At 70.4% G+C, this 25283-nt stretch carries 25 protein-coding genes; 9 read left to right on the plus strand and 16 right to left on the minus strand.

Going from position 1 to position 25283, the window contains the following annotated elements:
- The first annotated feature begins 6 nt into the window (after positions 1-6).
- A complete protein-coding gene (locus tag RG19_RS12630) occupies positions 7-918 on the plus strand; it encodes a lysylphosphatidylglycerol synthase transmembrane domain-containing protein (RefSeq protein ID WP_058835573.1) in 912 nt (303 codons plus the stop codon).
- 29 nt (positions 919-947) lie between these two features.
- Here RG19_RS12630 and RG19_RS12635 read toward each other — a convergent pair whose 3' ends face one another.
- Together RG19_RS12635 and RG19_RS12640 are read right to left on the minus strand one after the other, a co-directional pair.
- On the minus strand, positions 948-2042 hold the full coding sequence (locus tag RG19_RS12635) for a nitroreductase family protein (protein WP_058835574.1): 1095 nt from the start codon (positions 2040-2042) through the stop codon (positions 948-950).
- A 197-nt stretch (positions 2043-2239) separates the two neighbouring features.
- Entirely contained in the window at positions 2240-2632 is a 393-nt protein-coding gene (locus RG19_RS12640) for a host attachment family protein (RefSeq protein ID WP_058835575.1), read from the minus strand.
- A gap of 268 nt (positions 2633-2900) precedes the next feature.
- Between RG19_RS12640 and RG19_RS12645 the strand changes: the two genes are divergently transcribed.
- Positions 2901-3191, plus strand: coding sequence for a hypothetical protein (locus tag RG19_RS12645; RefSeq protein WP_058835576.1), 291 nt, complete (start codon positions 2901-2903; stop codon positions 3189-3191).
- A gap of 17 nt (positions 3192-3208) precedes the next feature.
- Here RG19_RS12645 and RG19_RS12650 read toward each other — a convergent pair whose 3' ends face one another.
- The 3 genes from RG19_RS12650 to RG19_RS12660 all read right to left on the minus strand — a co-directional run bounded on the left by RG19_RS12650 (position 3209) and on the right by RG19_RS12660 (position 6746).
- On the minus strand, positions 3209-3664 hold the full coding sequence (locus tag RG19_RS12650) for an FKBP-type peptidyl-prolyl cis-trans isomerase (RefSeq protein ID WP_082672661.1): 456 nt from the start codon (positions 3662-3664) through the stop codon (positions 3209-3211).
- A gap of 61 nt (positions 3665-3725) precedes the next feature.
- Entirely contained in the window at positions 3726-5465 is a 1740-nt protein-coding gene (locus RG19_RS12655) for a DUF885 domain-containing protein (protein ID WP_058835578.1), read from the minus strand.
- Between the two features lie 93 nt (positions 5466-5558).
- Complete coding sequence (locus RG19_RS12660; RefSeq protein WP_058835579.1) at positions 5559-6746, minus strand: BaiN/RdsA family NAD(P)/FAD-dependent oxidoreductase; 1188 nt, start codon at positions 6744-6746, stop codon at positions 5559-5561.
- A 292-nt stretch (positions 6747-7038) separates the two neighbouring features.
- Here RG19_RS12660 and RG19_RS12665 point away from each other — a divergent pair, with 292 nt between their 5' ends.
- Positions 7039-7617, plus strand: a complete 579-nt coding sequence (locus RG19_RS12665) for an NADPH-dependent FMN reductase (protein ID WP_058835580.1) — start codon at positions 7039-7041, stop codon at positions 7615-7617.
- A gap of 186 nt (positions 7618-7803) precedes the next feature.
- Here the strand turns inward: RG19_RS12665 and RG19_RS12670 are convergent, their stop codons facing one another.
- From RG19_RS12670 to RG19_RS12680, 3 genes are all read right to left on the minus strand, one after another.
- Positions 7804-8460, minus strand: coding sequence for a Rossmann-fold NAD(P)-binding domain-containing protein (locus RG19_RS12670; RefSeq protein WP_238376637.1), 657 nt, complete (start codon positions 8458-8460; stop codon positions 7804-7806).
- Positions 8461-8509: 49 nt separating this feature from the next.
- On the minus strand, positions 8510-9496 hold the full coding sequence (locus tag RG19_RS12675) for an SDR family NAD(P)-dependent oxidoreductase (RefSeq protein ID WP_162267075.1): 987 nt from the start codon (positions 9494-9496) through the stop codon (positions 8510-8512).
- 90 nt (positions 9497-9586) lie between these two features.
- Positions 9587-10009, minus strand: coding sequence for a hypothetical protein (locus tag RG19_RS12680; RefSeq protein WP_157515259.1), 423 nt, complete (start codon positions 10007-10009; stop codon positions 9587-9589).
- A 198-nt stretch (positions 10010-10207) separates the two neighbouring features.
- Between RG19_RS12680 and RG19_RS12685 the strand changes: the two genes are divergently transcribed.
- The gene (locus RG19_RS12685; RefSeq protein WP_058835583.1) at positions 10208-11179 is read left to right on the plus strand and encodes an aldo/keto reductase; all 972 of its coding nucleotides are present in this window, start codon (positions 10208-10210) and stop codon (positions 11177-11179) included.
- Between the two features lie 108 nt (positions 11180-11287).
- Here the strand turns inward: RG19_RS12685 and RG19_RS12690 are convergent, their stop codons facing one another.
- Both RG19_RS12690 and RG19_RS12695 read right to left on the minus strand, forming a co-directional pair.
- Positions 11288-11884 (minus strand): hypothetical protein, encoded by a 597-nt coding sequence (locus RG19_RS12690; protein WP_202905335.1) that lies wholly within the window; start codon positions 11882-11884, stop codon positions 11288-11290.
- A 318-nt stretch (positions 11885-12202) separates the two neighbouring features.
- Complete coding sequence (locus RG19_RS12695; RefSeq protein WP_058835584.1) at positions 12203-12694, minus strand: hypothetical protein; 492 nt, start codon at positions 12692-12694, stop codon at positions 12203-12205.
- A gap of 67 nt (positions 12695-12761) precedes the next feature.
- Here RG19_RS12695 and RG19_RS12700 point away from each other — a divergent pair, with 67 nt between their 5' ends.
- Together RG19_RS12700 and RG19_RS12705 are read left to right on the plus strand one after the other, a co-directional pair.
- Positions 12762-13931 (plus strand): PQQ-dependent sugar dehydrogenase, encoded by a 1170-nt coding sequence (locus RG19_RS12700; protein WP_202905336.1) that lies wholly within the window; start codon positions 12762-12764, stop codon positions 13929-13931.
- 196 nt (positions 13932-14127) lie between these two features.
- Positions 14128-15276 carry an alpha/beta fold hydrolase gene (locus tag RG19_RS12705; RefSeq protein WP_058835585.1) on the plus strand — a complete coding sequence of 383 codons (1149 nt, stop codon included), beginning with the start codon at positions 14128-14130 and terminating at the stop codon, positions 15274-15276.
- An 18-nt stretch (positions 15277-15294) separates the two neighbouring features.
- Here RG19_RS12705 and RG19_RS12710 read toward each other — a convergent pair whose 3' ends face one another.
- Positions 15295-16653 (minus strand): glycoside hydrolase family 2 TIM barrel-domain containing protein, encoded by a 1359-nt coding sequence (locus RG19_RS12710; protein WP_058835586.1) that lies wholly within the window; start codon positions 16651-16653, stop codon positions 15295-15297.
- 98 nt (positions 16654-16751) lie between these two features.
- Here RG19_RS12710 and RG19_RS12715 point away from each other — a divergent pair, with 98 nt between their 5' ends.
- Positions 16752-17666: a dienelactone hydrolase family protein gene (locus RG19_RS12715; RefSeq protein WP_058835587.1), complete on the plus strand. Its 915-nt coding sequence runs from the start codon at positions 16752-16754 to the stop codon at positions 17664-17666.
- 24 nt (positions 17667-17690) lie between these two features.
- Here the strand turns inward: RG19_RS12715 and RG19_RS12720 are convergent, their stop codons facing one another.
- From RG19_RS12720 to RG19_RS12730, 3 genes are read right to left on the minus strand one after another with little or no spacing between them, the layout of a single operon-like run.
- Positions 17691-19010 (minus strand): ATP-binding protein, encoded by a 1320-nt coding sequence (locus tag RG19_RS12720; RefSeq protein WP_058835588.1) that lies wholly within the window; start codon positions 19008-19010, stop codon positions 17691-17693.
- Between the two features lie 2 nt (positions 19011-19012).
- Positions 19013-19678, minus strand: coding sequence for a response regulator transcription factor (locus RG19_RS12725; protein WP_058835589.1), 666 nt, complete (start codon positions 19676-19678; stop codon positions 19013-19015).
- A complete protein-coding gene (locus RG19_RS12730; RefSeq protein WP_058835590.1) occupies positions 19678-20001 on the minus strand; it encodes a PepSY domain-containing protein in 324 nt (107 codons plus the stop codon). The genes RG19_RS12725 and RG19_RS12730 overlap by 1 nt, the downstream gene beginning before the upstream one ends.
- Before the next feature lie 154 nt (positions 20002-20155).
- On the opposite strand from RG19_RS12730, the gene RG19_RS12735 reads away from it, so the two are divergent.
- The gene (locus RG19_RS12735; protein WP_058835591.1) at positions 20156-20512 is read left to right on the plus strand and encodes a PepSY domain-containing protein; all 357 of its coding nucleotides are present in this window, start codon (positions 20156-20158) and stop codon (positions 20510-20512) included.
- Between the two features lie 129 nt (positions 20513-20641).
- Here RG19_RS12735 and RG19_RS12740 read toward each other — a convergent pair whose 3' ends face one another.
- Both RG19_RS12740 and RG19_RS12745 read right to left on the minus strand, forming a co-directional pair.
- Positions 20642-22753, minus strand: coding sequence for an esterase/lipase family protein (locus tag RG19_RS12740; RefSeq protein ID WP_058836605.1), 2112 nt, complete (start codon positions 22751-22753; stop codon positions 20642-20644).
- Between the two features lie 177 nt (positions 22754-22930).
- Entirely contained in the window at positions 22931-23788 is an 858-nt protein-coding gene (locus tag RG19_RS12745; RefSeq protein ID WP_202905337.1) for a bifunctional helix-turn-helix transcriptional regulator/GNAT family N-acetyltransferase, read from the minus strand.
- A 344-nt stretch (positions 23789-24132) separates the two neighbouring features.
- Here RG19_RS12745 and RG19_RS12750 point away from each other — a divergent pair, with 344 nt between their 5' ends.
- The gene (locus RG19_RS12750) at positions 24133-25224 is read left to right on the plus strand and encodes an OprO/OprP family phosphate-selective porin (protein ID WP_238376639.1); all 1092 of its coding nucleotides are present in this window, start codon (positions 24133-24135) and stop codon (positions 25222-25224) included.
- Positions 25225-25283 lie beyond the last annotated feature (59 nt).

Consider the following 25283-nt stretch of genomic DNA (forward strand, 5'->3'; position numbering starts at 1 on the left):
TGCGACATGCGCGCGCACCTGATCGGCATAGCGAAGTGGGCCTGGATCGGTCTGGTGGTGCTGGCGGCCGCGTTGGTCGTGCAGCGATCCTGGAACGAGATGGCGCAGACACTCCTTGGCCTGTCACCCTGGATGGTGGGTGCCAGCGTGATCCTGACAATGGCCGCCAAGCTTTGCCTGGCCGAGAATGCGCGCTTAGCCGCGAAGCGACTGGGATTCCGCCTTGGTTATGTCGAGGCGGCGACACTCTACAACCTCAGCCAACTCGGCAAGTACCTGCCAGGGTCGATCTGGCAGTTCGTCGGCCGCGCCGCCGCTTATCGTCATCGTGGGGCCGAGTACGCCCAGATCCGTGACATCCTGCTCATCGAAAGCTTGTGGGTGGTCGTCGGCGCAGCAGCGATCGGCGCCCTGCTTACCGGCTCGCTGCTGCCGTTGATGGCCGAAGCACTCGGCCGCGGCGTCACGCGGTGGCTGGTCGGGTTCGGAGCTGCATGCCTGGCGAGCATTGCGGCGCTGTTCGTGTGGAAGCGCCATCTTTTCGATCGCTACGCCCGGCTGGCCTGGCCCGACATGCGCGTGTTGCTGGTGCAGTTGGTGACATGGGCACTGCTGGGCATCGCATTCTGGGTGCTCGCCCGCGCCTGCGGGCTCGACACCGGTCTCGCGTTCGCCACCGGCCTCTATGCCGCTGCTTACGCGATCGGATTCATGGTGCCCTTCGCACCGGCGGGCCTGGGCGTGCGCGACGCCATCCTCACCGTCGCACTGCTGCCATTCGCCAGCACCGGCGAGGCACTGACGATCACCGTGCTGTCGCGACTGGTCTACCTTGCCGTCGACCTACTGATGGTGGTTGGCCAAGAAGCCCTTTCACCGCTACTTCGCGATCGCGGCGGCACGGGCAGCACAGGCTGACGTGTTCAGCGCGTCGCTCTTGATCCCAGTCAGTCACCCACGTTGCTGTTGTAGCTGCGAATGACATCCAGAGGCTTCTTCTCCGAATGCGCGATCAACCCGTCCGGGTCTGCATAACCCACCGCCACGAGCATGATCACCCGCTCATCATCGTCCAGCTTCAGGGCTTTCTGCATCTTACGTTCCAAGGGCTCGAAATCCGGCCAGTTGATGACGCTTGAGGCGAGCCCGAGGGACTCGAGCGCATACATGAACGACATGCTGGCCAACGCGCCATCCACATAGATGACGTGGCGGTCGCGCGGACTGAAGTAGTGGTGAAGTCGGCCAATCACCACCGCCAACATCGGGATCTGGTGTCCATACCCGGCGGTACCGACCGGAATCGAAGCAACCCGGGCGACCAGTGCGGGGTCGTCGAAGATGCGGAACTCGTAAGGGAGCCTGTTGCAAGCGGACGGTGACTCGCGTGCGACGAGCAGAGCCTTGTCGACCAGTTCCCTGGGAACGGGGCGCTGCTGGAACCAGCGGGTCGAGCGGCGCTGGCGCGCAAGTGCCAATACATCCTCGTACGACGCTGCGCTAGGGATGATCTCCGAGTGTCTGTAGGGCACCCGCTCGCGTCGCTCGGGCACGAAATGGACTCGGGTGGCTTCGAAACGTTCGCGAGCCTGCGCAATACGCGGATGCGTGACGTCGACGACGGCAAAATAGGTCTCCAGCACGCTGAACGCCCAAGCCAGTTCTTCCGGCTCGGAGGTGCCACGTGCATGGTCGAGAGCAGCGCGTTCGTAGAACTCGATCGTTTCGACCAGATACTCCAAGGCGAACACCTCCCGCCGGGGCCGCATCAGGATGCCCTTCTCCAAACGATGGACATTGCGTCGCAGCTCGGTACGCGTCGTTCGCTCGCGACTGAGATTGCGGTAGTAATCCCTCCTGCCCCGCAGCACCGCATACTGCTCGCGATTGAAGGTCGGGATGCTCAGGACGCTGTACACGAGCGACGTCAAACGGTTTGCGGCCAATATCTCAAGCAGAACCCGGGTAACCGCTTCGACCCCCCGTCTGACCCACACAATGGCCAACAAGCGTTGCAGTAATTTCTTTGTCTGATCGAGCATGTATTCGCAGACCTGTCCAAGCACGGAAAACCAATCGGCCCACCGTCATCGAAAATGGGAAGGCGCACTCACGCCTGTACATGCCATGATACCCGTCGGCACGCCCTATTCCGAGACGATAGAGGGACTCCCCTCGTTCGCTCGCATTCTTTGAGCGAGCCGGCCGGAGGGGGTACGGCTCCCTGCCGGACGGAACCTCAGGACAGCGCGCGCTCGATGTCCTCCAGCGGCGCATTGGTCAGATTCTTGGCCACCTCGGCCAGCATGCGCTGGGTCGTTTCCTTGTGCAGCATCGGCCGCATCTGGCCCAGGGTCTGCGGATCCGCCATCAGGACCAGGTGGTCGTATTTGTGCTTGAGCGCGCCGGCGTTGAGGCTGTTGGCGAGCTGCTTGGCGAACGTGGCCTCGTCGATCTCGCTGCCGCTGGATTCCGGCGGCATCGCGCCGCTCGGGCCGTCATCGTTGGCATTGACGACTTCCCGCAATTCCTCCTGGCGCAGCATCAGGTACTGCTCGTCGCCGACATTGCGGAACATCCGCGCGCCGCCGCCGTCCGCCACCACCACCAGGGTCTTCGCCGGAATCTTCATATCGCCTCCTGTGTAAGCCTTCATTGGATCGGTAGGCAGACTCTAGGAAGCCCCGCGTGACGGCCGCGGCGACGGCGCCGACGCGCCGTTCAGCCGCTACGGACGCGTCGGGAGCACGACGGCGCGCTGCGCATCCGTTTCGCCGGCCCTCACACTTCCTGGCGCATCATCGCGCGGCCCGGGCAGGCAACGCCGCGGGCGACGGTTCGACCCACCGCCTCTCCGGGGCCATGCCTTCGAGACGCCGACTTCCCGATATCATCGCCCGATGCCCGACGCCCCGACGACCGCGCCTCCTCTCCTCCCCGACGCCATGCAGCCTGTCGAGGACGCATTGCGCCTGCTCGAACAGGAGATGCCGGGCCTGCAGCATCAGCACCGCGACCTGTTCGCCTACGCCAACGCCTGGGCCGAACGCCACGATGCAGTCCTCGCACTCGCACCGCCCGCCGCCCGGGCCGACATCGAGGCCCGGTTGCGCCGCATCGGCATCCGCTGGGGACTGGTCGGCGGCATGCGCATGACCACTCAATTCCCCGCCCTGCGCACGCCACGCTGAGCGCACGCAGGGACGACTCAGGGTCGCTCGATCCCGAGCAATTCGACGTCGAACACCAGCGATGCGCCCGGCGGGATGGCGCGACCGGCGCCGCGGTCGCCGTAACCGAACTCCGGCGGGATGCGCAGTTCTCGGCGCCCGCCCACGCGCATGCCGGCCACGCCATCGTCCCAGCCACGGATCACGCGTCCGGCGCCCAGTGGAAACGCGAAGGCTTCGCCGCGATCGTGCGAACTGTCGAACTGCGCGCCGCGGTCGTCGGCGGCGTTCTCGTCGTACAGCCACCCGGTGTAGTGCACGCGTACCGTATCGCCGGCGCGTGCGGTATCGCCGTCGCCGGTCACCACGTCGATGCGTTCGAGATCGGCGACCCGTCCGCCGGTGTACGGCGGCGGTCCCCCGCAGGCGGCCAGCGCCAGCGCCAGCGCCAACGCGACCGGCGCGGCCAGGCGGAACATTCGGGACGGGGTCATGGCGCCTCCGGGCGAAGAACGGCCGCAGAGGATGCCATGCATGCGGCGCGCGTGCCGCGCGTCACTCGGCACCGACACCGCGTCGCGCGGCGATCCAGGCCTCGACGTTCCGGCGCAACAGGCCCAGCGGCACCGTCCCCTCGCCGAGCACCACGTCGTGGAAGTCGCGCAGATCGAAGGCATCGCCCAACGCGGCTTCCGCCTCCTGCCGCAGAGCGAGGATTTCCAGGCCGCCCGAATCGTAGGCGGTGAGCTGGCCCGGCATGATCGCCATGCGGTCGACCAGCGCCTCGGTTTCCTGCGGGCCGAAGCGGCCGCTCTCCAGCAGGTAGGCGACGGTCCGCTCGCGGCTCCAGCCCAGCACGTGCAGCCCCGGGTCGGCGACCATGCCGCGCGCCGGCCAGGCGCGGCGCTGGATCGGCGCATAGTCGTCGGTATAGATCGCCGCTTCCTCGGCCAACTGCTCGGCGTAGCGCCCCCAGCCCTCCGCATAGGCCGAGTTGAAACTGAGCCGCGCCAGCGGCGTCTTCTCCAGCGTCAGCGCCTGGGCGAACTGCATGTGATGTCCCGGGTAGCTCTCGTGCACGGCGGTGATCTCGGCCGCGCCGCGGGTCTCGGTCTGCCAGCCCTCGCTGTCGATCCGGTAGTACGCCGGCCGCGACGGATCCGACGACGGCTCGTAATGCGCGCTGGCCCCCGAGCCGCGCATGTAGTCCGGGAACGGGTCGGCACGCAACGGTTGCGCCGGCATCGCGTGGAACAGCGAGGCGGTGGCCTCGAAGGCACGCTCGACCATTTCGCGCGAGAACGCGATCAGCGCCTGCTCACTGTCGAAGCGGTTGTCCGCCGCGTCGCGTACCCGCGCCAGGATGTCCGGCACGTCGCGGGTGCCGTAATGCCGCTCGCCGATGTCGGCGATGGCCGCCAGATTGCCGGCGACCGTGGCGACGCCGAGATCGTGCACGGCCTGCGCACCACGATCGAGCGTGGTGTAGCTGCGCAACGACGCCTCGTAGCAGGCCGCACCGCCGGGGTTGTCGGACACCGCGAGCGATTCGCGTGCCCGCGGCAGGTACTCGTCGCGCAGGAAATCGCGCAGGCGCGCCAGCCCAGGATTCACCGTGTCCCCGATCACGGCTTCGAATGCCGCGGAGAACGCGGCGTCGTCGCTGCGCCGGGCCGGCTCGGCCAGCGGCGAGACGTCCGCGCCCGCCGTCGCCAGGCCGTCGACCTGGGACACCACCCGCCGCACCACGCTGCGGGGGGCCGAGTAACCGGCGGCGAGGCCTTCGCGCAGGTTGGCGATCTCGCGCTCGACCAGCGCGGGCACCGCATTCCAGCGCGTCAACGCCTGCGCACGCAGGGCCGCGTCGTCGAGCGGCTGCTCGCGTGCCACCCGGGCCAGACGCAGATGCCAGCCGAAGATGTGGTTGACGTCCCACAGCGGGCCGCGGCACACCCGCAGGCCGCGGCCCGCCGTCAGCCGTTCGGTCAGCAGCGCATGATCGAGCCGCAGCGTCTGCGACGACAGCGACGCCGCGTCGATGTCCGCCAGCGCCTCGGCCAGCGCATCCTCGGCCGCCTGCAGACGCGCGCGCGCCGCGGGGCTCCGGTCCGGCCACGCATCGTGGGCGTCGAGCGGCAGCCCCGCGACGTACGCCTGCAGGGGGTCCGCATCCAGTGCCAGCGCGACGGCGCGATCGGCCAGATCGCGCATGTCGGCGTCCGCACGGCCATCGCCGCCGACGGCCGCGCCCGATGACGCCAGCGCCAGCAGCGCCGCGAGTGTCGTGGTACGCATTGCGTCTCTCCTGCCGGCTCCATGCCGGCGACAGAGCGATTGTGACGGCGCCATCCGCTCGGGTCAGTGCCACAAGTCCCGGGGCGACGCGACCTAGAACGCGTCGCCTGCCGCGTGGCCGGATGCCCACGCCCATTGGAAGTTGTAGCCGCCCAGCCAGCCGGTCACGTCGAGCACCTCGCCGATGAAATGCAGCCCCGGCACGTGGCGCGACTCGAACGTCGACGACGACACCGCCCCCGTATCCACTCCGCCGAGGGTCACCTCCGCGGTGCGATACCCCTCCGTACCGCTGGCCACCAGCACCCAGTCGCGCAGTTGCGCCGCGATCTGCGCCAACTGCGGCGCGTCGTACTGGCGCATCGGGCGATTCGGCAGCCACACCTCGCACAAGCGCTGGGCGAACCGCCGTGGCAGCACCTCCGACAACAGCGTGCGCAGTTCGGCGTCGGGCCGGTCGCGTCGCCAGTCGCGCAGCAGGGTCTCCACGTCGTGGTCCGGCAGCAGATCCAGCTGCAACGCATCGCCGGCCTGCCAATAGGACGAGATCTGCAGGATCGCCGGTCCGCTGACGCCACGGTGGGTGACCAGCATGGCGTTGCGGAACGCCTGGCCGTTGCAGCGCGCCTCCACCGGAAACGCCACGCCCGCCAGGCCGTCCAGCCGGGCCTGATGCTTGCCGCTCAAGGTGAGCGGCACCAATCCGGCGCGGGTCGGCAACACCGCATGGCCGAACCGCTCGGCCAGCGCGTAGCCGAATCCGCTGGCACCCAGGCTGGGAATCGACAGGCCGCCGCTGGCGACCACCAGGCGCGCCGCGTGCACGTCGCCGAGCCGGGTCGACAGCCGGAACCGGCCGTCGTCGTCCACCGCCACATGCCCGATGCCGGACAGCGTTTCCACCCGCACGCCGGCGGCGGCGCACTCGTCGAGCAGCATGCGCACGATCAGCTTCGAAGATTCGTCGCAGAACAGCTGCCCGAGCTCCTTCTCGTGCCAGGCGATCCGGTGACGCTCCACCAGTTCGAGGAAATGCCACGGCGTGTAGCGCGCCAGCGCCGATTTCACGAAGTGCGGATTACCCGACAGGTAGTTCTCCGGCCCGGTGCCGGTATTGGTGAAGTTGCAGCGCCCACCGCCCGACATCAGGATCTTCTTGCCGACCTTGTTCGAGCCCTCCAGCACCAGCGTGCGCAATCCACGACCACCGGCGGTCATCGCGCACATCAGGCCGGCCGCGCCGCCACCCACGACGACGACATCGACATCGAGGCGGCTCATCGCAAGCCCCCGAGGCCCGCATCGGGTCGATGGAGAACGCGGACACCGGGCATGACGGTCGCTCGTCGGAACGGCCGCGCATTCTAGCGCTGCGTCTGCAGGCCTGCCGCACGGCCAGTGGTGAAGCGTCGCGCGCGGGCGGTCGCGGATCCTGGCGATCGCCCTCGCCTCGCCCGCTAAGCACGCTGCCGCTGCCGCTGCCGCTGCCGCACCGGCGGCACGATGGCACACGCACGCTGCGCGCCCCGCCGCCCGGTGCGACACTGGCGTCCCGACCGTTTCGGACACCACCATGCCTCACCTGCTCGGCATTTCCGGCAGTCTGCGCCGCGCTTCGTACAACACCGCGCTGTTGCAGGCGGCAAGCGCACTGGCCGCATCCCCCGTCACCTTCGAGATCGCGACGCTGCACGGCATTCCGCTCTACGACGGCGATCGCGAGCAGGCCGAAGGCCTCCCCGATGCCGTGTCCGCGCTGAAGGCTCGCATCGCCGCCGCCGACGGCGTGATCCTCGCCACGCCCGAGTACAACAACGGCATCCCCGGGGTGTTCAAGAACGCCATCGACTGGCTGTCCAGACCGGCGTCCGGCATCCCGACCCTGTTCGGGAATCGCGCATTCGCGCTGATCGGCGCCTCCCCGGGTGGCTTCGGCACGCTGTCGTCGCAGAGCGCGTGGCTGCCGGTGCTGCGCACGCTCGGCGTCCGTCAGTGGAACGGCGGTCGTCTGCTGGTCGCGCGCGCCGGGGAGGCGTTCGACGCCGAAGGCGCCTTGGTGGACGAGGCCACCCGGCGACGGCTGTCAGCCTTCGTCGCGGACTTCGCCGCGTTCGCGCGGACCGGCGACGGCACCGGGGACGCCCGCGGCTGAAGGCGGAAGACACGCACCGCGCTGGACGGCGATCCGCTTCCCACGCATGCCCGTCAATGGGTGACTGCGGGACGACGCGTTCGGACGCGTCGGCTTGCCACAGCCGGGTCGGGGCGACGCCTCGATCACTCCTCGAGGCCCGCACCGTGTCCTGCCTCGCGGCGGCCGCGGACGGTGCCCCCGCCGCTAGCCGCCCGACAGCGCAGCGGGGCCGACCACATGACGGCCCGGACGCGCCGCCAGCACGGCATCCACCAGGGCGTCGGCGATCCGTCCGGCCGGGCTGATCCGCCAGGCGCGCGGCAGGATCGGACCCAAGACACGCAGCACGGCACCGGCCGCGTCCTCGCCTGCACGTGACGTGCTCCGCGCGCCGCCGATCAGGCCGGGACGCACCAGGGTGAGGCTGTCATAGCCGAGCACGTCGAGATCGCGCTCGAGCTCGCCCTTGACCCGGCTGTAGAAGAACATCGACCGGACGTTCGCGCCCGCTGCGGAATTGAGCGCGAACGCGCGCGCGCCGTGCGCATGCGCCAGGCGCGCCGCCTGCAACGGATAGGCGTGGTCCACCCGGCGAAACGCCTCCCGGGATCCCGCTTGGCGCATCGTGGTCCCCAGCGTGCAGATGACCCCGTCCACCGCCCACCACGCCGCATCGGCCGGCAATGCGTCGAAGTCCACCACCGGATTGTCGAGCCGGGCGTGTGTGCGCCCGAGCGCGCGCCGGGTCGGCGCGATCACCCGGGCCACCCGGTCGTCGGCGAGCAAGCGGTCGAGCACCTCGCCGCCGACCAGACCGGTGGCGCCGACATGAAGAATCGACAGGGACGGAAGATTCGCCATCACCCCGGCCCGCACGTCGGGGCGCGAAGCGCGCGTGGTGCGGACGGGCTCATCCGCCACGCAACGCGACCGGCCACGGCTGCAGATGCGGCGCCACCAGCGATTCGGAGACCTGCCAGAGGCGTGCTGCCATCGCCGCGTCGGTCTGGCTCGCGCTTTGCCGGGCCGGTGCGAAATCGCTCATGTAGGCGCCGTTGATGCCGGCCATCGCCGGATGCGCGGCGGCGTAGCACGGCATCGCCGCACCCTGTGCCGGCGTGCGTGCGTTCTCGCCGTACTTAGATCCGGTCGAGCGCAGGATCGCGGTCCGGGTGTGTCCCGGGGTGACGCAGTTGGACGTAGCCGCGGTCCCCGCCAGCCGCCGCGCCAGTTTCCACGAGAACAGGCCGTTGGCGAGCTTGGAATGGGAATACCCGCGCTCCCACCAACCCTCGCCGTCGAGACGGTCGAACTGGATGCCGCCATCCGGCGCGTCGCGATGGTTGCCGCTGCCGACCGTGACCACGCGTCCTTCGGGCGCGGCCAGGACCCGGTCGATCAGGCGGTTGACCAGCAGGAAATGCCCGAGATGGTTGACCGCGAACTGCTTCTCCACCGCGCCCACCCGCTCGTGGGCGCCCAGCACGATGCCGGCATTGCACACCACCGCATCCAGGCGCGGCGCCAGCGCACGCACCCGGTCGGCGCACGCGACGATCGATGCCTGATCGGTGAGCTCCAGCACCACCGGCGTCGCCCGACCGTCCACCGCCGCGCAGGCGTCGCGACCGCGGGCGGCGTCGCGCGCCGTGCCGATCACATGCGCGCCGCACCCCGCCAGTACCCGCATGGTCTCGAACCCGATGCCGGAATTGCAGCCGGTCACCAGGATCGTGCGTCCCGACAGGTCCAGACCGGCCATCACCGCATCGGCCTCGTCGCCGGCACGAGGCGCGCGTGCGGCAGTGGCCTCACGAGCGAGCGCAGGCAGCGCAGGCCACGCGGCGGCCGCGGCACACAGGCCGAGCAGGCGGCGCCTGGCGCGGGACATTGTCATCGCCATCTCCAGTTCGATCGGTATGTCGGAATCATCGCCGCTGCCTCGCGCGTTGACCATGCCCGCACATGCGCAACGCCAGCACGCGCCTCAGGCGCGCAGGCGATCTTCGATCACGTCGCCGAACGCGCGACCCAGCGCGTCCTCGTCGCCGGCCAGCGCACCGCGCAGCCGCTCGGGCGTCAGCGGTGTCACCACCCAGGCGCCGGGCGTGCCTTCGCCGCGATGGGCGTCGGGCGCTTCGCGCATCGCCATGAAATAGCTCGGACCGGGCCCCTTGCAATAGTAGAACGCGCTGCCCCGCGCCGAGCCGAGGGCCGAGGTGCCGGGATGCACGACCCGCTTGATCACGGTCATCTCACGCCCCGGCAACGGCCCGGCCGGGGTCCGGAACACCAGATCCTCGAATTCCCGATGCGATCGCGCACGCAGCCAGCGCCGCGCACGCCAGGTCAACACCACCAGCACCAGCATCCCGATCAACCAGACCGCCACTTGCATCGACTGCGTCACTTCAATCTCCCGCCGTGGGCCAGGCCACCGTCATCGACTCGGTGTCTATGCGCGCCACCGTCTGCAGCGTCGTGTAGCGACGCAGGGCGGCCTCCCGAGCCTAGCGCATCGACACCGGTTGCGCGCTTGAGATTTTGCACCCGACCGGCAAAGCGGCAAGAATCGGGCATTCACGCCGATTCGAGAGGACGCGCCGCCATGAACGACGCACATCACAATCCGTACCGTCGCCGCCTGTTGCAAGGCGTCGCCCTGGCCGGTGCCGCACTCGCCATGCCCGTCTGGGCACGACAGGCCGCCACCACCGCCGGCACGGGCGGACACGACGAGGCGGCGATCCTGCGCGCGATTCCGTCCAGCGGCGAGCGCATTCCCGTGATCGGATTGGGCACGAATGCCTACGGCGTGCAGACCGCCGAGGAAAAGGCGCCGCTGCGGACCGTGCTGCAGCATCTGGCGCGGCTGGAGAACAGCGTGGTCGACACCGCACCGTCGTACCGCAACTCCGAAGCGGTCCTCGGCGAACTCATCGAAGAGCTCGGCATCCGCGAGCGACTGTTCCTGGCCACCAAGTGCACCGCGCCCGACGACGATGTCGCCGCCGGCATCGCCCAGATGGAGGCGTCCTTCGCCCACCTGCGCACCGACACCATCGACCTGATGATGGTGCACAACCTCAACGGCGCCGATGCGATCCTGCCGACCCTGGTCGAATGGAAGCAGGCCGGCCGCCTGCGCCACATCGGCATCACCACCTCGTCCAACCAGCAGCACGCCGAAACCGCCGCGCTGATCGAGCGGCATGCCCTGGATGTGGTGCAGGTGAATTACTCGGTCGACAACCGCGCCGCGGAGGACACCGTGTTTCCCGCCGCGCAGGCGCGCGGCACGGGGGTGCTGCTCAATGTGCCGCTGGGCGGGCGTCGCGGCAGCCTGTTCGGGCGCGTGCGCGACGTTCCGTTGCCGGACTGGGCCGCGACGTTCGGCGCCACCAGTTGGGCGCAGGTCTTCCTCAAGTACAACCTCGGTCACCCGGCCGTGACCGCGGCGATTCCCGGCACCACCAATCCGGCCAACATGGACGACAATCTGGCCGCCGGGCGCGGCGCATTGCCCGATGCCGAGATGCGCCGCCGGATCGAAGCCTTCTGGGACGCCCTGCCGGGCTGATCGATCCCGCGATGTCTGGGTCGCCGCACCGGATCCGGGTGCGGCCCCGTCGGGCGGCCACTGCGCGGCCCGATCTCCGCACGGGCCTGCCGCGCCCGCCGCCCGGCGCTAGTCGGTCCAGCCCCAAGGGGCCGGGGGCGCTTCCACCGGCCGGGTCAGATCGAACTCCACCAGGAATCCCCGCTCGGTGCCGACCCGGTTGGCGGCGTAGACGAAGCGGTCGCCGGGACGGATCTCCACCAGCCATACGCTGCGCAACCCGCTGCCCGGAATGACTTCGGCGGTCGCCGCATCGGCCGGGAACAACTGCGTGTCGGCGCTGCCCGGATTGCTGGTGGTGCCGCCGTAGCCGGTCACCGTGTCCGGGGCGCCGTCCACGTCGCGATGGTCGTGCGAGAAGTGGATGCCGTCGTCGGTGCGTTCGAACACCCATGTCCGCGACAGGTCGTCGCCGATCGCCAACGGGATCCGGATCCGGTTGTCTGCGCAATCGCGCACATGCATGACCGGCGCCGCCGCGCGGAAGGTCTGGTCGCCTTCGGGTGCCCGCACCAGACGGCCTTCGAACGCCTGGCCGCACAACGCATTCAATCGCTGCCACCAGGCATCCGGCGCGGCAGCGGCGCCGGCAGCGGCCTGCGCAGGGATCGAGGGCGAGAGCGCTGCGATCAGCAGCACGGCGAGCGTCGTATCGGATCGAATCATCGGGGAGCACTCGGTCTTCGGGGTGTGCCCCAGCTTAACGCGGGCGATCGCGACCCCACCCTGCCACGAGGACAGCCGCGACGATCTCGACACCGGATGCGCCACCTGCGCGACAGCGCTGCGGACGCGACCGCAAGATGTCGCGAGGCGGACAGATCGATCCGGAGCGGGCGCGTGTCTCCGGCCATCGAGGGCGTGGGCACGACGTATCGCCCACGGACCGCGAATGCGTGACCGGGCGTTCGCCACCAGACGGTGATCACCTGCGGCACCCGTGCCAGCGGACGCCATGCCCGCCGCGACTCCGCCCGGGCCGATCTATGCTGCGCCGTCGTGCGAACCGATGCGCCCCTTCGCGGACGCGCGCGTCCAGTGCGCGAACAGCGCGCCACCCACCGCACTGCCCAGTGCCAGCACCAGCAAACCAACGGTGGTTCTCGTGGCATCGATCAGAACGGGCATCGGCGCGACCGCATCGGCGACCCGGATCGCCACCGCCAGGCCGGCGCCCGCCGCCAGCGCGTACGTGCCGGTGCGCAGGCGCGGCGCATACCGCGCCACCACCGAAGCCGCCAGGAACGCCGGCAGCCAGGCGGCCAGCACGAGCCCTGCGTAGACAGGGCCGAAGCCGAGGAGATCCTGCCACGATGTCCGCAGGCGCACGCCGGGCGGAATGTCCACGAACGCCACCAGCGCCTGCAGGTTGAACTGGGTCTGCGCGAGCGAGCCCCAGACCACCGCGATCGCCAGCGCCGCGACGAAGGCGATGCTACGACGCCCCCAGGCACGCGAGCGGGTCGAAGCGGTCATGCGGCGTCATCGGGCATCATCATGGGTCCGATGATGCCGCATCCGCGGCGCCGCTGTGGAGTCGCCCGTGCCGTCCGAACCCTGTTCGTCCCGAAGTCCTGGTGCGCGACCGCGCCCGTCCACACGCGCGCGCCATCGCCTGCTGGCCGGGCTGTGCGCGCTGCTGCTGGCACCGTGGGCCTGGGCCGGCGAGTACCGCATCGAGACGGTGGCGCAGGACCTCGAATTCCCCTGGTCGCTCGCCTTTCTGCCCGACGGCCGCATGCTGGTGACCGAGCGCCCGGGGCGCCTGCGCATCGTCGCGCCCGGAGACGACGGCACCCCGACATTGCGGGACACGCCGGTGGACGGCGTGCCGCCGGTGTTCGCCCAGGGCCAGGCGGGCCTGTTCGACGTGATGGTGGATCCGGACTTCGCCGACAACGCGACGATCTATCTGTCCTTCGCCCACGGCACCGCGCGCGCGAATCATCTGCGCATCGTGCGTGCGCGGCTCGACGGCGACCGCCTGCACGACGTCGAACCGATCCTCACCACGCAGCCGGCCAAGCCGCACGGCCAGCACTTCGGCGGGCGGATGGCCCTGCTCGCCGACGGCACCCTGGTGGTGGGCATGGGCGACGGGAATCTGGAACGTACCGACGCGCTGCGCCTGCACACCCACCTGGGCAAGATGCTGCGCATCGGCCGCGACGGCCGGATCCCCGACGACAATCCTTTCGTCGACCGGCCCGGTGCTCGGCCGGAGATCTACAGCGTCGGTCACCGCAACCCGCAGGGACTGGTGCGGGTGGGCGACGCGCTGTACGCGCACGAACACGGACCGCGTGGCGGCGACGAACTCAACCGCATCGAGGCCGGTGCCGATTACGGTTGGCCGATCACCACCCACGGCGTCGACTACACCGGCGCGCGGGTCAGCCCGTACAGCACGTGGCCCGGCGTCACCCCGCCGCTCGTGCACTGGACGCCGTCGATCGCTCCGGCCGGCATGGCCTGGTACGACGATGCGCTGTTCCCCGCCTGGCGCGAGAGCCTGTTCGTGACGGCGCTGGTCGAGCGCAGCGTCCGCCGCGTGCCGATGCGCGATGGCGTCCCGGGCGAGCAGGAAACCCTGTTCACCGAGCTCGGCGAACGCATCCGCGATGTGCGCACGGGGCCGGACGGCGCGCTCTACCTGCTCACCGACGCGCCGCAGGGCCGCGTGCTGCGGGTGCTCCCCGACGCGACGCGTTGACGTCCAGCCGTTCGAGCTGGACCCGGTCTGACCGGACCGCCCGCGCATGGCCCGTATCGCGCCGACGTGCGCGCGCGCCCAGGTGCGCGGCCCGATCCGCGCATCAGTGGCGATTACGGCCCGGCGTGACGACCGGCACTGCATGCACCGCTGCAAAGATCGAATGATGGACGCGTTCCAGCCAGGAGGACGACGCATGCTCCGACATCTCGCACCCGCCCTGCTCATAGGCGCCAGCCTGCTGCCGGCCGCACCCGCCGCATTCGCGCAGGCCACCATCGACGACGACGCCGATGCGGCCGCGCGCGCCCTGATCGCCGACATCCAGCGCATCGTCACCCCCAACGGCGTGCAGGAGGCGTTCGAGGTCACGCTGGGTGGCGCGCGGCAGGCGGTCAGCGTGCGCGGGGCCGACCGCGACAATCCGATCCTGCTCTACATCCACGGCGGCCCCGGCGCGGTGGCGATGCCGATGGCATGGACGCATCAGCGCGCGTGGGAGGATTTCTTCACCGTGGTGCAGTGGGACCAGCGCGGCGCGGGGACGTCGTACCGCCTGGAAGATCCGGACGCCATCGCGCCCACCATGACGCCGGAACGCTATCGCGACGATGCGATCGAATTGATCGACCTCCTGCGTGCACGCTACGGACAGGACAAGGTGATCGTGCTCGGCCACAGCTGGGGCACCATCGTCGGCCTGTCGGTGGCCGCCGCACGACCCGATCTGCTGCACGCCTACATCGGCCTCGGGCAGATCATCGACAGCCGCGAGAACGAACGCACCGGCATGACCTGGACGCTCGACCGTGCCCGCGAAGCCGGCGACACCGAGGCCGTGGCCGCGATCGAGGCGTTGCAGCCCTATCCCGACGGCGACCGCTTCAGCATCGAGCAGGCCGACGGCTGGCGCCGGTTTTCCCAGCGCTACGGTGCGCTGGCGGCGTACCGCGAGAACGCGAACTTCTATCTGCGCGCGCCGCGGCTGTCGCCGGAGTACGACGCTGCCGACCGCAAGGCCTGGGCCGACGGCAGCCTGCTCAGCGTGACCACGTTGTGGCCGCGGCTACGGGATGTGAGCTTCGACGACCTCGACCGGCTGGACGTGCCGGTGCTGATGTTCATGGGCCGGCACGACTACACCACGCCGTCGCCGCTGGCCGCGCGCTGGCTGGAGGCGGTGGATGCGCCCCACAAGCGCGCGGTGTGGTTCGAACATTCCGCGCACCTGGCGCCGATCGAGGAGCCCGGTCGCTTCCTCGCCGCGCTGCTGCAGGAGGTCCTGCCGCTGACGCGCGACCGCGCACAGGGCACCGCAGCAGGTACGGCCGCGCCGAGCCGCTGATTGCCGGGCAGCGGCGCTTCAGTGCACCGCGTCGTCCGCGGCGGCCACCCGGAACGGGAAGTTCGCGTAGGCCGCGTGGCCGTGCCCGTCGAGGGTCTCGACGAACAGCCGGTAATGCCCGGGCCGATCCGGCGCCTCGAACTCGAAGTGGCCTTGCGCATCCTGCGTCACCCGCACCGGCACCTCGGGCGGCAACCGTTCCGGATCGCCGCCGATCGACGTCGCGGTGCTTTCCTCGCGGATCCGCCAGTGGTACGCGATGGCGTCGCCGTCCGGATCACGCGCCTCCACGCGGGCCGAAGCGGGCGCACCGGGCGCCAGCGTCACGCTGTCCACGGCCTCGCGTCCATCGATCCGGATCGCCCCGATCTCGGGCGCGCGGTTCTCGGGCCAGGCGCCCGTCCACAGGTACTGCATCGCATCCACCCGCGGCGTGGTCTGGCCATCGGGCAGGAACAGGCCGTACCAGGTCGGCGTGCGCTCCTGCTTCTGGCCCCAGAGGAACACGTACGAGCCCAGGCCCTGGCGCCGGTCGCTGTCGATATCGCGCCGGTAGCGTTCGATCAGCAGCTCGGCCTTGCGCGAGGCGTGATCCTCGATCGGTGCGCCCCAGGACGTCTCCGGGCTTTCCCAGTGCCCGGTCGGGCCCCACTCGGTCACGATGTAGGCACCGGTCCAACCGCTGTCGCGCAGCTTCTGCGGCAGCTCGTCGATGTCGCCGTAGACCTGGATGCCGAGCAGATCGAGCTCCGGTGCGCGCTGTTTGATCTCGCGCACCACGTCCGCATCCAGGCCGGCCAGCGGCGTCATCACCGGGTGCGCCGGATCGACCTCGTGGATCATCCGGGTGATCTCGCCCACGGCATCCCAGACCGCCGGATTGCGCGCTTCGAGATTGAGCTCGTTGCCGACCAGCCACATCAGCACCGCGGGATGGTCCTTGTACGTTCGCACCTCGTCGCGCAGGCGCGCGAGTTGCGCGGCCACTGCAGCGGCGTCGTCGTAGTCGAAGCCGTGCCGCTCCTTGGCGACGTCCAGGCCGACCGCCACCATCAGGCCGTTGCGCTGCGCGGCGTCGAGCGTGGCCCGCATCGCCTGCGGATCGTCGCCCACGCTCCACGTCCGGAACGAATTGCCGCCACGCCGCACCAGCTCGACCTGGCGTGCGATGCCGTCCGGCCCGACATCGCCCAGGCCGGCACCGGCGACCCGGAAGGGCGCGCCATCGACCAGCAGGCGATAGGCGCCCGCGTCCTCGACGACGCGGACCTGGGCCGGGCCATCGCCCGTGGCCGGCGGCGCGCGATCGGCGGCCAGGCTGCCTGCGGACAGCGCGACGAGCGCGCAGGCGGACAGCAGGCGTGTGGACAGGGACATGGCGGGCGCTCCGGGACGAAATTCGACCCATGATGCCGCATCGCCGACGGCACCATCGGCGTATCCTCGGCCGACGCCCGCCCCTGGAGGTGTCTCCGATGTCACGACCGCCCCGCGCCACGGCCCGCGATTTCGATCCCGAGGTGCTGCGCCTGTTCGATCGCTACGTGCACGGGCAGATCGACCGGCGCGGCTTTCTCTCCGGTGCCGCACGCTTCGCCACCGGCGCCGCCGGTGCGGCCGGCCTGCTCGCGGCCCTGGCGCCGCGGTTCGCCGAGGCGCGCCAGGTCGCGCCCGACGACCCGCGCCTGAGCACCGAATGGCTCGAATTCGATTCGCCCGACGGCTACGGCCGGGGCCGGGGGTATCTGGTGCGCCCCGCAGACCGCCGGGAACCCGCGCCGGTGGTGCTGGTGGTGCACGAGAACCGCGGCCTGAACCCCCATATCGAAGATGTCGCCAGACGCTTCGCGCTGGAGGGCTATATCGCGTTCGCGCCCGATGCACTGTTCCCCCTCGGGGGCTACCCCGGCGACGAGGATGCCGCCCGCGCATTGTTCGGACAGCTCGAGCAACCGAAGTCACGCGCCGACTTCCTCGCGGCCGCCCGCCTGCTGCGGACGCTCGACGGCGGCAACGGTCGGCTGGGCGTGGTGGGCTTCTGCTACGGCGGTGGCATCGCCAACCTGCTCGCCACCCAGCTCCCGGACCTCGACGCCGCCGCGCCGTTCTACGGCCCCGCCGCACCGCTCGCCGACGTGCCGCGCATCGGTGCGGAACTGCTGGTGGTGCTGGCCGACAACGACGCGCGCATCAACGTCGACTGGCCGGACTACGCGCGCGCGCTGCGCGACGCCGGCGTGCGCCACGCGCTGCTTCAGCCGGCCGGGACCGAGCACGGCTTCCACAACGACACCACGCCGCGCTACGACGCCGACGCCGCACAGGACGCCTGGCGATCGACGCTGGACCTGTTCGACCGGCGGCTGCGCACGCCGGCGACGGGCGACTGAGCGCGCGCACCTCGTCCGCGACACTCAGCCCGCGGGCAGATCCAGTGTCGCGGTGAAACCGCCGTCGCGATTGGACAGGGTCAGCGTGCCGCCGTAGCCGCGCGCGATGTCGTCGACGATCGCCAGGCCGATGCCGTGGCCAGGCATGCGTTCGTCGTGGCGCACGCCACGCTGGCGTGCGCGGGTCAGCGCCTCGTCCGGCATGCCCGGGCCGTCGTCGCCGACCGCGATGCGCAGGCGCCCCGCGTCCACGGCCGCATGCACGTGCACCTCCCCGCGCGCCCATTTCGCCGCGTTGTCGACGAGGTTGCCCAGCAGTTCGGTCAGGTCCTCGCGCGCGCCGGCGAACACGCAGTCCTCCGCCACCGTCACGCGGTAATGCAGCGCAGCGGCGGCGTCGTGCCGGAACAGCACCCGCAGCGATTCCGCCACCGGCGCGACCGGCGTGCGCTGTCGGGCATCGGTGGTCAGTCCGCCGGCCAGGCGCCGGTCGACTTCGCCCTGCATCCGTGCGACCTGCTCGCCGACCACCGTGGCGATCTCCGGACCGGGACGCTGCGCTTCGGCCGACAACACCGACAGCGGCGTCTTGAGCGCATGCGCGAGATCCTGTGCGGCGTGGCGCGCACGCTCCACCCGGCGCGCGTGATCGTCGAGCAGTTCATCGATCTGCGCGGCCAGCGGAGCGGCCTCGGCCGGCCATGGCTCGGGCCCGAAGCGCACATCGTCGCCATTGCGCACGCGCGCCAGGATGCCGCGCATCCGCCGCAGCGGACGCAGCCCCCACTCCACCTGCCATGCCAGCAACGCCAGCAACACCGCGGCCGCCGCGGCGAAGGCCAGCATCGCCATGCGCCGGAACTCGCGCGCCTCGGCCAGTACGTCGGTCCGGTCGACGGCGACCAGCACCGGCACCGGTCGATCCGCGCCCGGCAACCGCAACTGCTGGATCCGCGCACGCAACGCCTGCCCGCGCGGCCCGTCCAGGTTGCGCCATTGCGCCGGACCGGTCGCCGGCGGCGGACCCGCCTGCAGGCTGTCGTCCCACAGCGAGCGCGATGTACGCGTACCGGCACCTTCGCCGATGCGCCAGTACGCGCCGGAAAAAATCCGTTGCCAACGCTCGTCGGCGGGCTCGCGACGCAGCTGCCAGCCGCCGTCGGCGCGCGCTTCCAGCAGGCCGGCCAGCGTGGCGAAATCGTCGTCCAGGCGGCGGTCGAGCATGCGCTCGCCGGAGCGCGCGAACATCGTGCCCAGCAACTGTCCCGCGACCACCGCGGCGAGCAGCACGCCGAGACCGCCGGCCAGCCACAGCCGCCACCGCAGCGACCACGCGCCGCGCACGCTCAAGTCCCTCCGGCCGCCAGGCGGAAGCCCTGGCCGCGCACGGTCTGCAACAACGGCACGCCGAGCTTGCGGCGGATCCGCCCGACCAGCACGTCGAGCACGTTCGAATCCGGGTCGTAGCCGTTGTCGTACACGTGCTCGCCCAGCTCCGCGCGGCTGACCACGCGACCGGCGTGATGCATCAGGTACGCGAGGATGCGGTACTCCTGCGGCGACAGCGCCAGCGCGGTGCCGTCGAGGACGAAGCGGCCTGCATTGGCGTCGAGCTCCAGCGCACCGCATTGCAGCCGCGGCGATGCGTGACCGACGCTGCGCCGGATCAACGCGCGCAACCGCAACACCAGCTCCTCGAGCTGGAACGGCTTGGTCAGGTAATCGTCCGCACCGGCATCGAAACCGGCCAGCTTGTCGTGCCAGCGCGCACGCGCGGTGAGCACCAGCACCGGCATGCGCCGGTCGGCCTCGCGCCAGCGGTGCAGCACCGAGACGCCGTCGAGCCCCGGCAGGCCCAGATCCAGGACCACCGCATCGTAGGCCTCGGTCTGACCGCGGAACTCGGCGTCCCCGCCGTCGGCGACCCGGTCGACGGCGAAGCCCGCCTCGGCCAGCACGGCCGCGATCCGGCCGGCGAGCTCGGCATCGTCCTCGGCCAGCAGGATGCGCATCAGTCGTCGATCTCGCTGTCGAGCAGACGCCCGGTCCGCGCATCGTAGGTCAGTTCCGCCACGCGGCCGTCGGCCATCAGGATCTCGATCTCGTACTCGTCGTCCTCGTCGTCGAACTCGACTTCGATCACCCGGCCCGGATAGCGCCGCTCCGCATCCGCCAGCAGCGTTTCCAGGCGCACGAACGCACCGCGTTGCACGCCGTCGCGCGCATAGGCGGCATCGGTCGCCGGCGGCGGCCCGGGCGGGTCGGCATGGACCGCCGGCAGCGGCGCGCAGGCCAGTGCCAGCAGTGCGGAAAGGGTCAGGGCGCGCACGGACATGCGCGCAGTGTGACCGGGCCCATTAACCATCTTGTGAACACGACGATCAGAACGCGGTTAAGCGCGATCCGGAGACTGCGGCCCATCCCGGCGACATCGACCGGGCCGCTTCCCACCGCCCCGCACCGGGGCTGACCCGCAAAGGAGATCGACCATGCGTGCCATCGCCAATGACAGTTCCCGCCCCCGTCGCGTCGCGACCGCCCTGCTGCTGGCCGCCGCCGTCGGCGTCGCCGCCGCGCCGCTGGCGTTCGCCCAGACCCGCGACGACACGCGCGCCACCGACGACGCCCAGCATGCCGCGGCGGCCGCCCGCGCCGACGATCGCCGCAACGGCGCTTCGCTGGAGACGATCCTGGCCGACGCCCAGCGTCGCGCTCCGGGTCGGGTGACCGAAGTCTCCTACGACGACGGCGAGTACGAGATCGAGATCCGCCAGCGCGACTTCACCAGCGTCGAACTGACCTATTCCGCACGGACCGGCGAATTGCTGGAGATGGACCGCGACTGAGGCGGTCGGGGCGTGGGCGCCGCAAGCCGGGGCGTCCTGCATCGTCGGACGCCATCGGTGGACGCGGCAGGACTGCGCCCGCCACCTGCCACGCGCCTCGACGCGCCATCACCCATTGAGACAGGGCGCTCAAGGGACGATGGCCGGGGCCGCGGCTGGCGTCGATGCCGCGCGCCCGCCGCCGACGGGCGTCGGCCGGGCGCGCTCGTCCTGGGCGCCCTCGTCGAGGATGTCCTCGTGCAGGATCCGTCGCATCTCGATGATCGCCGGCGCGGTTTCCTGCACGCTGTGCCCGGACACGATGATCCGCTCCGACACCGCACCGTCGAGGTGCGCGCTCCAGTACGGCACCAGACCGTCGTTGCTGTCCTCCAGCGGCCCGTCGCCGCGGGTGCGCGCGATGATCGAGTGGTAGCGCACCGCCGGCGAGATCGGCAGGTCCGCCGCGGCGCGCACGAACGGATCGTGGCGGTCGAGGTTGTCGATGCTGTTGGGCAGGCGTTCGCCCGGGTTCTCGCCGGCCACTTCCTGCAGCACGTCGCCCAGCCCCTCCAGCACGGTTAGCGGCATGCGTACCAGCCGGCCGAACCAGCGCCCCAGGCGGCTGCCGGCGATCTCGGTGCCGCGGTGCGGGCTGGCGACGAAGATCGCCCGGTCGATCTGCGGCACCGGCTCGAACGTCAAGATCGGCGCGAGCCGGCGCTTCACCCGCTCCCGCCGCCCGTCGTCGAGCTCGACCTCGCGCTCGAACTCCCGCCACAGCGCGTCCCCGGACGAGGACACCATCAGCCGCGCGATCACCCCGCCCATGCTGTGGCCGATCACCACCATGTCGTGCGAGGCCTGCGCGGTGCCGGTGGGATCGAAATGGCGCAGGGCATTCTCCAGCGTGCTGCGGATCGCACGATGGTTGAGCGCGATGGGCATGTTGGTCGGGTAATAGAACTGCCAGATCTGGAACCGGTCGCGCAGCGCCTCGTCGCCCATCAGTTCGTTGGCGACGTTGACCCACGCTTCCGGACTGCTGGCCAGGCCGTGGATCATCAGCAGGATGCGCCGGTCGGGATCGTAGGGCTGCATCAGGTACAGATGCGGATGGTCGATGCCCTGGCCGCGTCCGAACAGGCTGCGCAGCGACTGCCGGTTGAAGCCGGAGCGCGCCAGCCACAGGCCGTAGCCGGCGGTGAAGTTCGCGGCCAACGGCACCTGCACCCCGCCCAGCGACACCGCTTCGGTGCGGTAGGGGTCGTAGACGGAAATGGTGACTTCGCGCTGTGCCAGGACCGCGGCGAGATCGTCGCCGGCGAAGTCCAGCAGCACCGTGTTCGCCGGCGATGGCATTTCGCTCCAGCGCGGCGCCTGCCGGGCGCGACGCCGGGCGCGTTCGGACCGCTCCCGGTCGTCGCCCGCCGCATGCCGGGCACCGGCGTCCGGGGGCCCGGGGTCCGATGCGCGCGCGCCCTCCGGCGGCGCCTCCCGGGTCTCGTCCGCCGCCCGCGTGGCCGCCGCGGTGGTCACCGGGTCGTCGGCCATCACCGCGACCAACTCGGCACCGAAGCCGTCCCGACGATAGACGCTGCGCAGGCCGGCGAACGACAGCGAGGCCGCGGGCACCAGCTCCAGCGGCGCACTATCGCCCCACTGCTCGGCGAAATCCTCGACATCCACGGTGATGTCCCAGCCCGCGCGCTGCAGGCGCTCGATCTGCACCGCGGCCTCGTCCTCGGCACCGCCTCCATGGACATACCAGTCGAACAACAGCGCGACAGCCTCCTGCGCGGCCAGGTTGTAATAGTCGCGGACCTGGGTCTGCCGGTCCTCGAACGCACGTGTCTCCGGGGCACGGCCGCTGTGGAACAGATAGGCGTAGGCGTGCCGGCCGACCTCCAGCCATGCATCCAGCTGCACCTGGGGATCGCGCTCGCGTTCGCGCAGCGCATCCTGGGCCAGCGCCTCCTGCAACCACAGTTCGGTCAACGCCGACAGCCGCCGCTCATCGTCGATGCCGGTGTCGCCCTCGGCCAGCGCCTGCCGGCAGGTCGCGCCGGTGGCCTGGCAGGGGCCGGCGTGCAGGCCGGTGACCCGCAGAGTCTCCCGGGTCGCGGCGCTGAGGTTTCCCGTGGTCAGGATGTCGCCGCGCCGAAGGGCGATGTACTCGGCCGGCGTGAGGGATTCGACCTGGACCGACGGCGCGAACTCGCGCAACACCGCACAGCCGCCGAGCAACGCGATGGCCAGCATCGCCACCAGCGCGCGGCGGGGCCCGGACCACGCCGGATGCAACTGCGTGGCGGCATCGGCGTGCGCTGGCCTCGCGCTGCCGTCGGGGTGGGACGTGGTCTGCATCCCCCTATGCTACCCAGCGCGTGCGACTCCGGGATGCCTATTCCCGGACGGCCTCGGGCGGAAGGCGCCCGATTACGCGGACGCCTCCGAAGCGGTGCCGATGCGCTTCTCGAACCAGTGATCGGCGTAGGGGTTGTCGTTGTAGGCGGCGATCTCGCGGTACCCGCGGTGGCGGTACAGCGCCAACGCCTCGGCCTGGGTGCCGGCGGTATCCAACCGCAACACCGGCATGCCCATCCCGACCGCATGCGCCTCCAGCGCCACGAGCAGGCGCCTGGCGATGCCCGCGCCGCGCAGGGCCGGCGCGACCCACATCCGCTTGATCTCGCCGACGCCCGGAGCGATCGACTTCAAGGCCGCACAGCCGACCGCGGCACCGTCCAGCGATGCCAGCAACAGCAGACCGTTCGGCGGCACGAGTTCGTCCGCTGATGCAGTGGGGCCACGTCCGGGGTCGAACGCGGGAATCCGCAGACGCAGCTCCTGCACATAGGCCGCGATGCATGCGGTCGCGGCCGGGCTGGCCGGGTCGGCGACGTCGATCGTGACCGTTCCCACCCGCAACAGCCATTCGACCTCGGCCATCGCCGCGACCAGACGCTGACGCTGCGTGGGCGTCAGCGGCCCGAGCAACGTCGCGGCGACGTCGTCCGAACGCCCGTCCATCGCGTCCAGTTCGCGCAGGCCCTTGCGGGTGAGCGTCACCATCCTGACCCGCGCGTCGTGCGGCGACGGGCGCGACGTCACCAGCTTCTGCGCTTCGAGCGAACGCAGCAGACGGCTGAGATAACCCGAATCCAGCGCCAGCCGCTCGCGCAACTCGCGGGCGGACGCACCGTCCCGCCCGATCTCGAACATCAACCGCGACTCGCCCCACGGTCGCCCGCGACCGAGGTAATCGTCGGTCAACACGCCGATGCGGCGGGTCACGGCACGATTGAAACTGCGAACGGACCTGATCTGGGCGTCGTCCATTTTCCTGACAAGAGTCTGACGATTGTCTGACTTTAATCAGGCGACTGGCCGGGCGCAACCGGCCTGCTCCCGGCGCCATGCGACGGGAGCGCCGCGCGTGCCTCGCATCGCTCGCCTGCATCGAGCGTCCGCGTGGCCGGCGCACTCACGAAATCACACTGCAGCGACATCCAAAACGGCATCTTTCCGCGGCTTTTTCGCCACTTTTCGCCGCAATCGCGTTTGCGATCCAGATGCGGCGACGTTACCCTGCCTCGCCTTCGGGGGAGGGGTCATTTATCAAGGAGGACGGAATACTCGTGAATCGGGTCGGCCGCATCTGTACGTTGGGTGGGCTCCTGTTGCTGGCATGTGCGCCTGTGCATGCCAACACCGGAGAGCCTGAATTTAATCTTGGCGGCGCTGTCCGCTTCAGCTACGGGTGGCTCGATTACGGGCCCAGCACGGACTTCGAACCCGAGCTCGTCCGCATCGACGCCGATGGCCGCACCGGCCCGGCGTTCTTCTCGCTGCAGTACCGCTGGTACGACGGCTTCGACGCCCTCCACCACGCCTACGTGGGCTGGGAGCTCGACGACAGTTCGGACATCCGCGCCGGCGTCCAACAGGCGCCGTTCGGCCTGCTGCCCTACGCCTCGCACAGCTTCTGGTTCGGCTCCGGCTACTACCTGGGCATCGAGGACGACTACGACCTGGGCGTGGTCTGGCAACGCGAACAGGGCCCGCACCAGTTCCATGCCGGCGTGTTCTTCGGCGACGAGTACGGCAGCGGCGCACGCTACGACCGCTATTCGTTCGACGTGGCCCAGACCGACGATCTGCCCTATCGCGAACGCGAGCGGGTGAACCTGCGCTACGAGCACACCGGCGCCTGGGGCGGCGGCGAGCTCAAGCTGGGCGGCTCGCTGTTCCACGGCCGCGTCGAGCAACGCGTGGAGAACCGCAAGTACGACCACGACGGCGCGGCGCTCCACGCGCACTGGGAACGCGGCCCGACCACCGTCCAGCTGCAGTGGGCACGCTATCGCTACCGCACGCCGGAATCGCGGATCGCGATGTCGGCCTTCATGTTCCCGTTCGAGATCGCCGCCGAGGCCGACGTGCCGACGTTCAACGTCGCCTACGAGCTGCCGCGCGCGGGCTGGTTCGACGCCATCACCTGCTACAACAACCTCAGCACCACCCAGCCGGTCCGCAGCGACCCGGGCTTGCGCGAGTCGTGGCAGAACGTCACCGGCTGCAGTTTCGCCAAGGACAAGATGTTCACCTACGTGGACTGGATCGCCGGCAAGAACATGTGGTTCGTCGGCGGCGACGGCATCGGCATCGAGGAGCCCGGCTCCAACCGCTGGCGCTCGCGGTTGAACATCAACATCGGTTTCTATTTCTGACCCATCGCCGCGCGGCCCATGCCGCGCGGCCTTCATCCGGTGCCGCGGCCGCTCCGCGA

The organism is Luteimonas abyssi (assembly GCF_001482195.1).
Taxonomy (GTDB): Bacteria; Pseudomonadota; Gammaproteobacteria; order Xanthomonadales; family Xanthomonadaceae; genus Luteimonas; species Luteimonas abyssi.

What these genes read in the sequence shown, in the direction of transcription:
- RG19_RS12630 (WP_058835573.1), top strand. Translation starts at nt 7, where the DNA reads ATGCGCGCGCACCTGATCGGCATAGCGAAGTGGGCCTGGATCGGTCTG.
- RG19_RS12635 (WP_058835574.1), bottom strand. Translation starts at nt 2,042, where the DNA reads ATGCTCGATCAGACAAAGAAATTACTGCAACGCTTGTTGGCCATTGTG.
- RG19_RS12640 (WP_058835575.1), bottom strand. Translation starts at nt 2,632, where the DNA reads ATGAAGATTCCGGCGAAGACCCTGGTGGTGGTGGCGGACGGCGGCGGC.
- RG19_RS12645 (WP_058835576.1), top strand. Translation starts at nt 2,901, where the DNA reads ATGCCCGACGCCCCGACGACCGCGCCTCCTCTCCTCCCCGACGCCATG.
- RG19_RS12650 (WP_082672661.1), bottom strand. Translation starts at nt 3,664, where the DNA reads ATGACCCCGTCCCGAATGTTCCGCCTGGCCGCGCCGGTCGCGTTGGCG.
- RG19_RS12655 (WP_058835578.1), bottom strand. Translation starts at nt 5,465, where the DNA reads ATGCGTACCACGACACTCGCGGCGCTGCTGGCGCTGGCGTCATCGGGC.
- RG19_RS12660 (WP_058835579.1), bottom strand. Translation starts at nt 6,746, where the DNA reads ATGAGCCGCCTCGATGTCGATGTCGTCGTCGTGGGTGGCGGCGCGGCC.
- RG19_RS12665 (WP_058835580.1), top strand. Translation starts at nt 7,039, where the DNA reads ATGCCTCACCTGCTCGGCATTTCCGGCAGTCTGCGCCGCGCTTCGTAC.
- RG19_RS12670 (WP_238376637.1), bottom strand. Translation starts at nt 8,460, where the DNA reads ATGGCGAATCTTCCGTCCCTGTCGATTCTTCATGTCGGCGCCACCGGT.
- RG19_RS12675 (WP_162267075.1), bottom strand. Translation starts at nt 9,496, where the DNA reads ATGACAATGTCCCGCGCCAGGCGCCGCCTGCTCGGCCTGTGTGCCGCG.
- RG19_RS12685 (WP_058835583.1), top strand. Translation starts at nt 10,208, where the DNA reads ATGAACGACGCACATCACAATCCGTACCGTCGCCGCCTGTTGCAAGGC.
- RG19_RS12690 (WP_202905335.1), bottom strand. Translation starts at nt 11,884, where the DNA reads ATGATTCGATCCGATACGACGCTCGCCGTGCTGCTGATCGCAGCGCTC.
- RG19_RS12695 (WP_058835584.1), bottom strand. Translation starts at nt 12,694, where the DNA reads ATGACCGCTTCGACCCGCTCGCGTGCCTGGGGGCGTCGTAGCATCGCC.
- RG19_RS12705 (WP_058835585.1), top strand. Translation starts at nt 14,128, where the DNA reads ATGCTCCGACATCTCGCACCCGCCCTGCTCATAGGCGCCAGCCTGCTG.
- RG19_RS12710 (WP_058835586.1), bottom strand. Translation starts at nt 16,653, where the DNA reads ATGTCCCTGTCCACACGCCTGCTGTCCGCCTGCGCGCTCGTCGCGCTG.
- RG19_RS12715 (WP_058835587.1), top strand. Translation starts at nt 16,752, where the DNA reads ATGTCACGACCGCCCCGCGCCACGGCCCGCGATTTCGATCCCGAGGTG.
- RG19_RS12725 (WP_058835589.1), bottom strand. Translation starts at nt 19,678, where the DNA reads ATGCGCATCCTGCTGGCCGAGGACGATGCCGAGCTCGCCGGCCGGATC.
- RG19_RS12730 (WP_058835590.1), bottom strand. Translation starts at nt 20,001, where the DNA reads ATGTCCGTGCGCGCCCTGACCCTTTCCGCACTGCTGGCACTGGCCTGC.
- RG19_RS12735 (WP_058835591.1), top strand. Translation starts at nt 20,156, where the DNA reads ATGCGTGCCATCGCCAATGACAGTTCCCGCCCCCGTCGCGTCGCGACC.
- RG19_RS12740 (WP_058836605.1), bottom strand. Translation starts at nt 22,753, where the DNA reads ATGCTGGCCATCGCGTTGCTCGGCGGCTGTGCGGTGTTGCGCGAGTTC.